The sequence below is a fragment of the Candidatus Zixiibacteriota bacterium genome (assembly GCA_036397555.1).
Lineage (GTDB): Bacteria > Zixibacteria > MSB-5A5 > WJJR01 > WJJR01 > DATKYL01.
The window spans coordinates 1-13147 of sequence record DASWIS010000007.1 but is presented as its reverse complement, the minus strand read 5'-3'; the positions used below and the strand labels follow the sequence as shown (position 1 = coordinate 13147).

12 protein-coding genes are annotated in these 13147 nt (G+C 58.7%); all 12 read right to left on the bottom strand.

Going from position 1 to position 13147, the window contains the following annotated elements; translation table 11 throughout:
- Positions 1 to 32: 32 nt before the first annotated feature.
- A complete protein-coding gene (gene nadA / locus VGB22_01235; GenBank protein HEX9749900.1) occupies positions 33 to 1154 on the bottom strand; it encodes a quinolinate synthase NadA in 1122 nt (373 codons plus the stop codon).
- Between the two features lie 462 nt (positions 1155 to 1616).
- The gene (locus tag VGB22_01230; protein ID HEX9749899.1) at positions 1617 to 2015 is read right to left on the bottom strand and encodes an iron-sulfur cluster assembly scaffold protein; all 399 of its coding nucleotides are present in this window, start codon (positions 2013 to 2015) and stop codon (positions 1617 to 1619) included.
- A 144-nt stretch (positions 2016 to 2159) separates the two neighbouring features.
- Positions 2160 to 2501: a hypothetical protein gene (locus VGB22_01225; protein HEX9749898.1), complete on the bottom strand. Its 342-nt coding sequence runs from the start codon at positions 2499 to 2501 to the stop codon at positions 2160 to 2162.
- A 1365-nt stretch (positions 2502 to 3866) separates the two neighbouring features.
- A complete protein-coding gene (locus tag VGB22_01220) occupies positions 3867 to 5339 on the bottom strand; it encodes an NADH-quinone oxidoreductase subunit N (GenBank protein HEX9749897.1) in 1473 nt (490 codons plus the stop codon).
- A gap of 222 nt (positions 5340 to 5561) precedes the next feature.
- Entirely contained in the window at positions 5562 to 7031 is a 1470-nt protein-coding gene (locus VGB22_01215; protein HEX9749896.1) for an NADH-quinone oxidoreductase subunit M, read from the bottom strand.
- A gap of 31 nt (positions 7032 to 7062) precedes the next feature.
- Positions 7063 to 8979 (bottom strand): NADH-quinone oxidoreductase subunit L, encoded by a 1917-nt coding sequence (gene nuoL, locus VGB22_01210; protein HEX9749895.1) that lies wholly within the window; start codon positions 8977 to 8979, stop codon positions 7063 to 7065.
- 66 nt (positions 8980 to 9045) lie between these two features.
- Positions 9046 to 9363, bottom strand: a complete 318-nt coding sequence (gene nuoK / locus VGB22_01205) for an NADH-quinone oxidoreductase subunit NuoK (protein ID HEX9749894.1) — start codon at positions 9361 to 9363, stop codon at positions 9046 to 9048.
- 8 nt (positions 9364 to 9371) lie between these two features.
- The gene (locus VGB22_01200) at positions 9372 to 9914 is read right to left on the bottom strand and encodes an NADH-quinone oxidoreductase subunit J (GenBank protein ID HEX9749893.1); all 543 of its coding nucleotides are present in this window, start codon (positions 9912 to 9914) and stop codon (positions 9372 to 9374) included.
- 7 nt (positions 9915 to 9921) lie between these two features.
- Complete coding sequence (gene nuoH, locus VGB22_01195; protein HEX9749892.1) at positions 9922 to 10959, bottom strand: NADH-quinone oxidoreductase subunit NuoH; 1038 nt, start codon at positions 10957 to 10959, stop codon at positions 9922 to 9924.
- Positions 10960 to 10979: 20 nt separating this feature from the next.
- Positions 10980 to 11333, bottom strand: coding sequence for an NADH-quinone oxidoreductase subunit A (gene ndhC / locus VGB22_01190; GenBank protein ID HEX9749891.1), 354 nt, complete (start codon positions 11331 to 11333; stop codon positions 10980 to 10982).
- A 325-nt stretch (positions 11334 to 11658) separates the two neighbouring features.
- Positions 11659 to 12240, bottom strand: coding sequence for a hypothetical protein (locus tag VGB22_01185; protein HEX9749890.1), 582 nt, complete (start codon positions 12238 to 12240; stop codon positions 11659 to 11661).
- A 797-nt stretch (positions 12241 to 13037) separates the two neighbouring features.
- The coding region (locus VGB22_01180; GenBank protein HEX9749889.1) for an IS3 family transposase at positions 13038 to 13147 on the bottom strand (110 nt) is incomplete at its 5' end.

Below are 13147 nucleotides of genomic sequence, written 5' to 3'. Positions count from 1 at the left end.
CCGGGGAATCGTGCGCGGCTCGCGGCCGGATGCTACTGCTTCAACTCCAGCATCCGATCCAGCGCCAACCGCGCGTCGCGGGCAATCTCGGGCTTGACCGTGATTTCTTTGGAGTGGGAATCGCTGCCGAGTTCATCGAGGCAGTTCGCAAGGTCTTCGAGTGAAGTACGGAACATGTTGACGCACAATGGGCAGTTCTGTCCCGATAACTCAAAGATCGTCTTGTCGGGATGCTCGTCGGCCAGACGCGAGGTCAAGTTGATCTCGGTGCCGATGGCGATGATCGATCCGGCGGGCTGAGCTTCAACGTACTTTGTGATGAACGCGGTCGATCCCACGGCATCGGCCAGATCGACGACAGCTTCGGTGCATTCGGGGTGTACGACCACTTTGACGCCGGGGTAGTGCTGTCGGACCTGCCGCACATGATCGGGCGTGAAGTTGACATGCACGTGGCAGAATCCCTTCCACAGGATGACTTTTGCGCGACGAAACGGCTCCGGATCGGTCGGTGGGTGCAGCGGATCGAACATCACGCGCTGTTCGCGCGGGATACACAAACGATTCGCCGTGTTGGTGCCGAGATGTTCATCGGGGAAGAAGAAGACTTTCTCGCCGCGGGCGAATGCCCAGCGAAACGCCGCCTCGGCATTCGACGAGGTGCAGATCAATCCGCCATTGGCGCCGCAGAACGCCTTCAATGATGCCGCCGAGTTCATGTAGGAAATCGGGATGATCGTCTTCTGGTCGAAGTGCTCGCCGAGCCAATCCCAGGAATCATCGACCTGAATCTCATCGGCCATGTCGGCCATGGGACAGCCGGCGCGCAGGTTCGGCAGGTAGACGCGTTGCTCGGGACGGCAGAGGATGCGCGCCGATTCGGCCATAAAGTGCACGCCGCAGAAGACGATGTGTTCGGCCCGCTGCTGTTGCGACGCGACTTTGGAGAGATAGTAGGAGTCTCCGACAAAGTTGCCGAACGGCACCACTTCCTTGCGTTGGTAATGATGCGCCAGGATCACCAGCCGTTTGTCCCAACGGTCGATCTGGCCGCGGATGCGCGCCCTCAGGACGTCATCCTCCGGACGCGCGGTGACGGCACACGCCGACACCGATGGGTGCTGCTCCTCTGCGTGTTTGACCAACGTGCCCATCAGCTCTATTCCGTCCCTCCCCCTATAATACCCCAATCCGGCTCCCGTCTCAAGATGTCGGCCGTGGCCACCATTCACTGACCGGATCGGCACTCCCCCCATAATGTATCATAACAATCGGCGCCGCCGACAGTTCGCACTGATTGTGATGTTCCAGAAAGAGTTACGGGCGTTCGGTGCGGGTCAGCCCTCGGGCTGACCGCGGGCCATGGGCCTATAGGACTCCGATCAACGTGACCTTTGCCGCTGCGCGACGACCGTCAGCCCAAGGGCTGACCGGCACACGAAACGTGAGCTTTGCCGCTGTGCGACGACCGTCAGCCCAAGGGCTGACCGGCACACGAAACGTGAGCGATGCCGCTGCGCGACGACCGTCAGCCCAAGGGCTGACCGGCACACGAAACGTGAGCGATGCCGCTGCGCGACGACCGTCAGCCCAAGGGCTGACCGGCACACGAAGAGTTACGAGTGTTGGATTTGATGGCGTCTCTTCCAGTCGGCCAATGCGGCCGCCGTCGCCTCCTGCGCGAGCACCGAGCAATGAATCTTGTGCTCCGGCAGACCGCCCAATGCCGCGGCGACGTCGCTGTCGGTAATCCGTGCCGCGTCGGCAACTGACTTGTCCTTCAACAACAGTGTCAGCATCGAGGACGAGGCGATCGCGGCGCCGCAGCCGAAGGTCTTGAACTTCACCTCGGTGATGCGGTCGCCGTCGATGCGCAACGTCAGCTTGAGCATGTCGCCGCAGTCGGAATTGCGCGCCACACCGATGCACGACGGGTTGTCCATGTCCCCGGCGTTGCGAGGGTTCTGGAAATGGTCGATGACCGTGGCGTTGTAGCCGAAGTTTTCATGATCCATCGACATGCGGGGAAGATACGCAAAGTCGCACCACGGTGGGCGACTCGAAACATGTCGATGATCTGCGGTCGTAGGGGCACGACGCGTCGTGCCTCTACAAACAGAGTCCACACTGTCAGCCAAGGGCGGGTCGGAGACAGGACTTTACTGGATGCACGGATTACACCGATCGTCGACCCGTCGGAACACGTAATCGACCATGATAATGACATCGATCATCGTGTGTTCGTCATCGCAATTCAAATCAGCGCGGTCGATGGCGGGGCAGGTCGCATCGGCACGGTATGTCACCGGTCGATCCATCAGGATGTTCAGGAACCCCAAAAGATCAATGAGATTGAGCCGTCCATCGCGGTTGAGATCGCCCTGCGAAGGGCAGTTGCACAACAGGCAATTGGGGAGGTAACCGCAGGTGGAGTACTGTTCGCATGTTGGAGTGACACATGTATTGCCACACGTCACGAATCCGGAGCAAGTCGACGTCACGCACGTTGTGCCACAGGTGGAATGGTCCGGACAGGTGGAATACAGTATACAAGTCTCGCCGTTGCAGGTGAGACCTCCGCCGCAGGTCGCCAGGCATGTTGGCCCTATGCAGGTGACAAAGGAGGGGTCACAGGTAGCGCCGTCACAGGAGACTCCGACGCAGGTCGATATCCAGACGTCGCAAGTGAATTGTGGAGAGCAGGTACTGCCCTCGCACGTCTGTCCATCGCAGGTGGTTCCGCATGTGGTATAGTCTGGACAAGTGGGGGAAAAGCATGTGGGTTCACATGTCGGAATGAGATGGCACGTCGTGCATGTGGTGCTGCGTTCACACGTGACGTGACCGCACGTATACGACCCGTAACAAGTCGGACCCACAGGGCAGCTTGCAGCCGGAGCACAGGTATTCTCCCCGCAGGTTTCGCCAGTGCAGGTCGCGTCGCAAGCGGTGTGCCCGGCGCAGCTGCTGTAGACCGGGCATGTTGCGCTACAAGTTGTGTTGGCTGAACAAGTCGTATGCTGACCGCATGTAGGAAGTGGATCACACGTGGTCGGCGGATCGCAAGTCGGTCCGTCGCAGGTTGGCGCTCCCGCACAGGATACGTAACTTCCGGTACACGTCATTCCTCCGATGCACGTCGACATAATGCATGTCGGCACAAGGCACGTCGGTGATGCGTCGCGTGTTGTGCCTCCGCCACAGGCACAGGCGTCGTAGTAATCGCGCATCCACACGCCGGGAATCGGAGGAAGATCCGTCGATTCACACCGTATAAAGCGCCACGACAAGCAGAGCGAGCCGATCATCGACTGAGTGAATTGCGCACAATTGAATCTGCTGGAGCAGGAATTCCGTTTGCGGTGCATGCCAATGACCAATCCCAATTCAGCCACGGAATCCGGATCGCCTTCGACACAGACCAATTCATATATACACGAAATTGTCGTGTCAGCGACGTCCGTCGCTTCGGGCAATTGGCTGTCTGGAAGCGGTGCAGCCGTGGGGTCTAGCCGGTCGATCGACTGCCGCAAGCTCTGGTCAAACAACGGCGAGGATTGAGGGTCGTCAGCGGAGTGTGCGAGTTGCGTGTCTGCTAACGCGAGTGCCAGTATTGCAAGAGCACTGACGGAGAGCCGGGATTTGAAGGATCGTGCGCGCATGGCTTGGCCTCGAATGCGCCTCTGAAAGCGGGGTGTCTGATATCATCATACTCGATCCCTATGGAGTGTCAAGCGGGAGGATGGGGTTTTGACAGAGCGGCGCAGGTGCTGTGTGAGCGCGTTCATTCTGCAGGGGCGCCGGGTCAGCGCGGTCAGGGCACGGCACGCCGTGCCCCTACGAGAACCTGATATGGATTCGAGTAATTACCGCGCGGCCATCAGCAGATCGGCGGCGTTCTTGACCCAGTCGACAAAGGGGCCGGGGTAGACGCCGAAAAGTACTGTGCCGACGGCGGCGATTGTTAAGGCGAGACGCAGCGACCCGGACATATTCAGTCCGCCTTCGGGCTGCTCAAGCGGGAAATACATTTTGCGGATGATGCCGGCGTAGTAGTACAGCGCGATCACCGAAGTCAGAAGCCCGATGATCACCAGCCACATGTATCCGGCGCGGATCGCGGCCAAAAAGACATAATACTTTGCCATGAATCCTGCGGTCGGCGGAATCCCGGTCAACGACAGCAGGAACAAGGCGAAGAGCGCCGCCAGCACCGGCGAACGCCGCGCCAGCGACGTGTAATCGTTGATGTCATCGGAGCCGGTTTGGTCGGAGAAGGCGATCACGCACATGAACGCGCCCATGTTGGCGAACAGATACGCCAGCGAGTAAAACGCCATCGACGCGGTCCCCCAACTGTCGAGCGCGACCGCTCCGACCAGGATGTATCCGATCTGCGCGACCGACGAGTACGCCAGCATGCGTTTGATGTTGCTTTGCACGATGGCGGTGACATTGCCGATGATCATTGCCAGCGCCGCCATCACCGCAATCGCATGCAGCCAGAGCGACTGCGAGTACTCCAATCCAACGAAGAACACGCGAATGAACGCGGCCACCGCCGCGGCTTTGGATGCCACCGAGATAAACGCCGTGATCGGAGTCGGCGCGCCCTCGTACACATCGGGCGCCCACATGTGAAACGGCGCCAGCGCCAGTTTGAATCCGAATCCGGCCAACAGAAAGATCAGCGCCAGAAAGACGCCGGGGGGGAAGCCGGCATTCTGTGTGTAGATGTCCTCCAGCGATGTCTTGATCGCGGCCAGTTCGGTCGTGCCGGTCAGTCCATAGAGGAGAGCAACACCGTATAAGAGAATCGCCGATGAAATGCCGCCTAAGATGACATATTTCAGGCCCGCCTCGGCCGAGCGCCTGCTGGTCTTGCGATACGCCGCCAGGACCATCAGCGAAATGCTCGACAGCTCGATGGCGAGATACAACAGCAGGAGTTCGGTCGCCGAGACCATCAACATCATCCCGACCGCCGAGAACAGCAGCATGCCGTAGTATTCGCCGCGGTGCGCGGGGAAGCGTCCGACCGTGTCGATCGACGACACCACGGTCAACACCAACGCCAGCAGCACGACTTCCTTGAACACCACAGCGAGCCGGTCGAAGACCAGCGAGCCGCCGAACGCGGCGCCGTCGCCGGTGTACGCCACCCAGGCGGCGGTGATCAGCACGCCGATGATCGTCCAGACCGCGAACGCGCCGGAATTGTTGTCGCCGCCCTTCTTCAAGACGGCGGCAAAAATGATCGCCATGCCCCATAGCAACAGGAACGACTCCGGGAGGATGATGTCCCAGTCGGCGTAGAAGGCGGCGATGTCGAAGCTCATGGCTGGTCGCGTTACCCTCTGAAATCACACATGGCCACTGTGCCATCCCGGGCGACTTGTGCCGAGCGCAGCCGAGGGAAGCGCAGCATCTGTTTCTTTCCGCATGGGGGGACAACAGCAGATTCTTCGTCGTCCCGTCCCGCGTTCGGCGGAACGGAACTCCTCAGAAGGACAGCACTGACTCTTTCGTCGTTGTTCATGTGCGTTTCGAACAAACTGTTCTCAGGCCCCGATCAGCCGCACCAGGTTTTCGATCGTGGCCTTGATGTAATCGCTCAGCAGCGACGGGTAAACGCCGATGGCGATCATCAACACGCCTAACGGAATCACCGCAAAGAGCTCGCGTCCGTTGATTTCGGTCAACTGTTCGCTGTGCCCGGCGATCGGTCCCAAAAACATCTTCTGGATCATGCGCAGGAAGTACACCGCCGTCAACAGCACGCCGATCACGCCGATGGCGACCGTTGTCCTGAAATACGGGAACGCGCCCAGGAATACCATGAACTCACTGACAAACCCCGACAGTCCCGGCAGTCCGAGCGATCCGAGCACGAAGAGAATCATCACGCCGGTGTACACGGGCACCTTCAGCCACATGCCGCCGTAAGCGTCGATCTCACGGTTGTGTGTGCGGTCGTAGATCACGCCGACCAGCATAAACAGCGCCCCGGTGATCAGTCCGTGCGAGACCATCTGGAACATGCACCCGGAAATCCCGGCGACCGAGCCGACCGCGGCCATGCCCAGCAGGCAGTATCCCATGTGCGAGACCGATGAGTACGCGACCAGTTTCTTCAGATCCTTCTGCGCCATGCAGACGAAGGCGCCATAGATGATGCCGGCGACACCGAGCACGGCCATGGGGAAGGCGAAGTACCTGGTCGCATGGGGGAACATCGGAAACGAGATGCGCAACAGCGCGTACGTTCCCATCTTCAGCAGCACACCGGCCAGAATGACTGAGACCGCGGTCGGCGCCTCGACATGCGCATCGGGGAGCCAGGTATGAAACGGCAGCGTCGGGATCTTGATCGCAAAGGCGATGAAGAAAAAGACGAAGGCAAACAATTGGAATCCATGTCCCAACTGCGGCGCGCGCTGAATGTGTTCGAGGATCGACAGCGAATGCGGCATCGAGGTGAAATACAAAGCCAGGATCGCCACCAGCATGAAGACCGAACCGAAGAGCGTGTAGAGGAAAAACTTGATGGCGGCGTATTCTTTGCGCGGTCCGCCCCAGATGCCGATCAGGAAATACATCGGCACCAGCATCACTTCCCAGAACACATAGAACAGGAAGAAATCGAGCGCGCAGAAGACGCCCATCATACCGGCCTCCAACAGCATGAAGAAGGCGAAGTACTCTTTGACGCGTTTGTCGATGTTAAACGAGATGAAGATCGACAGAAACGACAGCAGCGCCGTCAGAAACAGCATCGGCACCGCCAGCCCGTCGACTCCGAGGTGATAGTTGACATTCAGCGCCGGGATCCACGCCGCCTGTTCCTGAAACTGAAAGGCGGCGGTCGTGCTGTCGTAGGCCGACAGCAGCATCAGCGACAGCAGCAGCGGAATCGCAGTGAACAGGACCGATGTCCACCGGATTGCCTTGTGGTTGTCCTTCGGCAGCAGCAGGACAGCGACGCTGCCCGCGATGGGAAGGAAGATCATCCACGATAGAATGCCGGACATTGCTTGGTCTCCCGTCGTAACAGTCGCTCACTCACCGCAGCAGCCACATCACCACGAGCGCCGCAAAAATGATGAAGGCATAGTTTTGCATCTGACCGGTCTGCACATGACGCACCACCAGTCCGAAGCCGCGCGTGACGCGTCCGATGCCGTTAACCGCGCCGTCGACAAACGTCTCGTCGAACCACCGTTGGAAACGGCCCCAGCCCAGCGCGAACGCTCCCGTGCCATTGACCAGACCATCGACGATGTTCTGATCGAACCAAAACCATCCGCGGCACATCGCGTAGTAGGGGCGGATGAACAGGACGTCGTATGCCTCATCGACGTAGTATTTGTTCAACAGAGTCCGATACACGCCCGGCAGCGCCGCGCCGATGCGTTCCGGCGAGAGCGAACGCCTGTAATACATCAGGTACGCCAGTCCGATTCCGGCCAACCCCGCCGTGGTGGCGATCAGCGCCAGGTTCAGATGAAACTCGGCGTGGTGCGGATGCCCGTGATAGACGACCGATGAGAAACCGTGCGTGAGCCACGGCAGTCCGATCCATCCCGAGATGACCGATAGCACCGCGAGGAAGACCAGCGGCATCGTCATCGACCGGGGAGATTCGTGCGCGTGATCGAACTTGTGCTGGTCGCGCGGCTTGCCGGTAAACACAAGGAAGCAGAGACGGAACATGTAAAAGGCGGTCATGAATGCCACCAACAGCGTCAGGGCGGTGAAGATCGGATGGCCCAGCGTTGCGGCGACGATTTCATCCTTTGACCAGAAACCCGAGAGCGGGAAGATGCCCGCGATCGCAAACGCGGCGATAAAAAACGTAGTCGCCGTCGTTTTCATTTTGGGGAAGAGTCCGCCCATCTCGCGAATGTCATTGGTGTGCACCGCGTGGATGACCGAACCGGCGGCGAGAAACAGCAGCGCCTTGAAGAAGGCGTGCGTCATCAGGTGGAATGTCCCCGCCGTAAAGCCGCCCAATCCCAGCGCCATGATCATGTAACCGAGTTGCGACACGGTCGAATAGGCGAGCACGCGCTTGATGTCGTTTTGCACCAGACCGATGCCGGCGGCCATGACCGAGGTGATGATGCCGATCCAGGCGACCAGCATCGCCGCCGATTCGGCCGCCATGAAAATGGTCATCGAACGCGCGACCAGATAAACACCGGCGACCACCATCGTCGCGGCATGGATCAGCGCCGAGACCGGGGTCGGGCCCTCCATCGCATCCGGAAGCCAAACATGCAACGGCACCTGGGCCGACTTGCCGATTGCGCCCATGAACAGAAACACCGCGGCCGCGGCCAGGTACCCACCGCCGAGTGTGCCCGATTCCACCGCTCCGAAGACGCCGTCGAACGCCAGCGTGCCGCACGCGGTGTACAGCATCAACAGGCCGACTATGAATCCCAGATCGCCCAGACGGGTCGTGATGAACGCCTTCTTTCCGGCGTCGGCGGCGGACTGTTTTTCGAAGTAATAGCCGATGAGCAGATATGAGGCCAGACCGACCAGTTCCCAACTGACGAACATCAGAAAAAAATTGTCGGCCAGTACCAGTGTGGTCATCGCCATCGTAAACAGCGACAGGAACGCGTAGAATCGCGAGAAACGCGGATCGCCGTGCATGTAACCCAGCGAATAAATCTGGACCATCAGCGAGACGGTCGTCACCACGATCAGCATCATCGCCGTCAGCCCATCGATCTGAATCCCCAGGGGGATGTTCATCGACGGCCCGAGATTGAGCCATTCGATACTGAAGCGGTGGACCGCCGGGAATGTCCAGATGTCGACGGCGATGATCCACGAATAGACAAAGCCGATGCCGACCGCGGCGATCGACAGCGCCGAGGAGATCGTGCGGTTTCGGTGCGTCACGAACATGATCAGCACCATCGCCAAAAGCGGCAGAAGCGGTATGATCCAGGCGTGGGAGAGCATGATGTTATGTCTGTTTTATGTTTCCCTCACCCCGGCCCTCTTCCACAGGGAGAGGGGGGGCGATCCCTACCACTTCATGATGTTGATCCGGTCCACATCGATTCCGCGATGGTGCTGGTAGATCAGCAGCACGATCGCCAGCGCGACGGTCGCTTCGGCGGCGGCGACCGCGATGGTAAACGCCGCGATCACCTGCCCGGTGATTTCCACCGGTGTGACATACCGCGCGAACGCGACCAGCGTGATATTGACCGCATTGAACATCAATTCAATCGACATGAGCACACCGATTCCGTTGCGGCGCGTCAGCATTCCAAACACGCCGATGCAAAAGACGATCGCCGAGAGCGCGAGGTAGTGACTCAGTCCGATTTCGACATGCATGATCGGTCCTATGCGCCGGTCTGCTCCGCTGATTGATCGTTCGGACGCGGTGTCGCGCCGGGATCGCGCCGCGCGATGATCAACGCGCCGACCAGCGCCGCCAGCAGCAACACCGATACGACTTCAAAGGGCAGCACGAAGGTTGTCAGGAACAACTCGCCCAACTTGTGACCGCCGCCGGACGGCGGTGTGCCGCCGTGGATCGTCAACGGCGTGTTCCACAGTCCATAGAGGATGACCGCCAGCAGTCCCAGCGCAATCGCCAGTCCGGCGGGCACCTGTTCATTGGTGTGAATGATCGATTCGTCGGCGATGCGCGCAGTCAGCATCACCGCGAAGATCATCAGGATCGCAATGGCGCCGACATAGATCAGCACCTGCGCGGCCGCCAAAAACGGCGCTTCCAGCATGACGAACATACCCGCCGCGCCGAAGAGCGCCATAATCAGAAAGATCGCCGAGTGGAAGATGTTCTTCGACGTCACCACAAACAGCGCGCTCGTGATGATCAACAGCGCCAGCGCGAAGAAGACCAGTGTGATCGTATCCATCGGCCGATTAAAAGAGCACGACGAACAGCCCGGTGATCAGAATGTTGAGGATCGCCAGCGGCAGCAAAAACTTCCAGGCGAATCCCATGAGTTGGTCGACCCGCAGACGCGGATAAGTCCAGCGCATCCACATCAAAACGAACACCCCGGCGAGGGTTTTGATCAGAAACCACATCCACGACGGCAACACGGGGCCGTTCCAGCCGCCGAAGAACAGCGTCGTGCCGATCGCCGCGACCGTGAACATGTTGAGAAACTCCGCGAGGAAGAACATCGCGAACTTCATCCCGGAATACTCGGTGACAAATCCGGCGACCAACTCCGAATCGGCCTCGGGCAGATCGAACGGCGTCCGATTGACTTCGGCGGTGGCGGCGACAAAGTAAATGAGAAAGCCGATCGGCTGACGCCACACATACCACTGATAGAATTTCTCCTGTTGCCCGACGATCTGCACCATCGAGAGCGTCTGGGTCAGCATCACTACGCCGATCACCGCCAGCGCCATCGGCACTTCGTAGGAGACCACCTGCGCGGCCGAGCGGAACCCGCCCAACAGTGAATACTTGTTGTTCGACGACCATCCCGCCATCAGCAATCCGATGACGCCGAATGTTGTGATCGCCAGGATATAGAGTATGCCGATGTTCAAATCGGTGACGACCAGTCCCCGGCCGAAGGGGATGACCGCGTAGACCGCAAAGGCGGCTACAAACGTCACAATCGGCGCCCAAAAATAAATGGCGCGGTCGACATTCGACGGTGTGATGTCTTCTTTCTGGAGCAACTTGACGGCATCGGCCAATGTCTGCAGGATCCCGTGCCAGCCAACGCGCATCGGCCCCACGCGCATCTGGATGTGCGCGGAGACTTTGCGTTCCGCGTACACCAGCCCCAACACCATCACTGAGGCGAAGCCGATCAGGGTCAGCGCCGCGACCACCAACTGCACGAGCGTCACCCAATCCGGTCCCAGTCCGAGCGCTGTCACCAGTGCAGCGATCTGCGCGCCGACGAATCCGATCAACTTGTCGAGTTCCAGCATGGGTCCCGATCAGTCCGCGTTTAGTACCAGCGCAGCAGGCCCTTTTTCCACGCGTAGAGCAGGCCGAACATCAGGATGCCGACAAAGATCACCATTTCGACAAATGCAAAGAGCCCTAGCGACTGGAAGACGAGTGCCCACGGGAACAGAAAGACGATCTCGACATCGAAAATCACGAAGATCAGGCAGAAGATGTAGAACCGCACATTGAACTGAATCCACGCCGGCCCGACCGGCGTCTCACCGCATTCGTAGGTCGACTGCTTGATCGGATTGGGGTTTTTGGGACGGATCAGCTTCGACAGCAGGAAGTTAAACAGGACAAACCCGACCCCGAGGACCAGGAAAACGGCGATGGCGGCAAATTCGGACATGTCGCAGAATGTCCCGAAATGACAATCCGCCCGGTCGTCGGGAAGAGGCGACCGGGCGCGGCGGACATTATCGACTTTGAAAGCGCCCTGTCAAGCGATTTCGCCGGTAAGGGCTTGTCTGAGCGCGAGTTGTTGGAATGCGCGGCAGCTCCCATGACACTTGGCAGATAATCGAATGGTGGAGTGATGGGTCATCGCCGCCTTCCGCCCAAGCCCAACGCGGCGTCAAGGGGCATTCCGGCTCATCACCGATCGCGGCACCTACCTCTACAAGACAAGAAATTTCGGGAGCCCAAGAGTCAACTGACAAATAACGCGCAGCCCATTACTGACACGGATGGCAGAATGTCGTGTCCGGGTCGGCGGCGTAAAAGCAGACGGCCGCCATCTTGTCCAAATCCGTCTGGTCGGTGTCATCGTCGCAGTCAACATCTGTCGTGTGATACGGACAGCACGGATTCGGATCGTCCGGCTCAGGGTAGCCCTGGTTGACGACCTGACTGATCTTGACGACGTCGAAGACGTTGTACACCGTGTCGCAATACGGATCGGCATGGCAGTCGCAGGAGCAGCAGATTTCGATCTCTCCTTTGCTGAATGCAGGAGTGACGGCGTTATCATCTCCTCCTGCGAACTGATAAAACAGCAAGTGATTGTCCGGCGGCGTGCAGGTTGTGTCAATCTGGAATGCTCCAACTTCATTCAAGATTCCAAACTTGATACTGATCGAAGGCATTGTGTCCGCTCCGGGACTGAGCGTGGCGGGTTCGATCCCAAGTGCAACGATGGTTACCGCATCGGGACTCTCGAATTCGGTGATGACGGCAACCGGTTCCCAAACGCCGTCATCTTCGCCGCAGGTGTGCATGAAATCAAAATACCCACGATCTTGAAAGTATTGGATCACGACTATCCCGGAGCCCTCTTCACCCCAATTCGTCAGCCTGCCTTGGACTGCGACAAAGAGCGTATCCGCAACGTAAGCTTCCGTTCCAAGACTGCGGAATTCCAGAGGAATGATGATTGCATTAAGTGCAATGTCGTTCTCTACCCAGACTCCAATCTCCGCGGTACTGGCTCCAAGTGGAATTTGCCTTGAGTCGCAGATAATCGCGTCTCCTGCCGCAGTCGTGCCCGCCTTGGCTAACCAAACACTTAGCAGGACCAGTAGCATAGATTGTCTCATGCTCCCTCCCTCCCTGTGATGCTGACCTGTCTTGGGTCACTCGCAGGGGCTACAAAACAGAAGATCCTTGTTCCCACCTCTAAAAGCGACTTCCACAAAACGATAGACGTCGAACACGTTCGTTATGCCACTGCAGTCAACATCCGTTCGGGCAAAACATTGAAGATCGTGCGTCGGCGAGCCAGCTCTAAAAGCCACGTTGACCGCCTGTACTATGTCGAAGACGTTCACGATGGGGCCATTCATGGCCGGGTCGCCCAAGTTGGGGCAGTCGCAAACGAGAAAGTCAGTCTCCAAACCGGACGTACCGTGGGAAGTCCAAGGATAAAAGTATGCAATCGCTGGAGTATTGGTATTTGGCAAGTTTATCGTGTACTCAGGGACGATTTCGTATACTGTGCACTGCTCATCCCACAGAAACCGCCCTAGCAACTTGTCCTTCACCACCTCCTCATCTTGGGTGTACTTTGTGCTGTACAGAAAGCATCTGATGATCCCCCGTTTTCGTTGACACTCGTTTAGATAGATTCCAGCAACAAGCGTTCCTCAAATTCAACCGGACTGAGATCGTCCAGGCTGGTGTGCATGCGTTCGCGGTTGTACCAGCCCTCGATCCACTGCACGATGG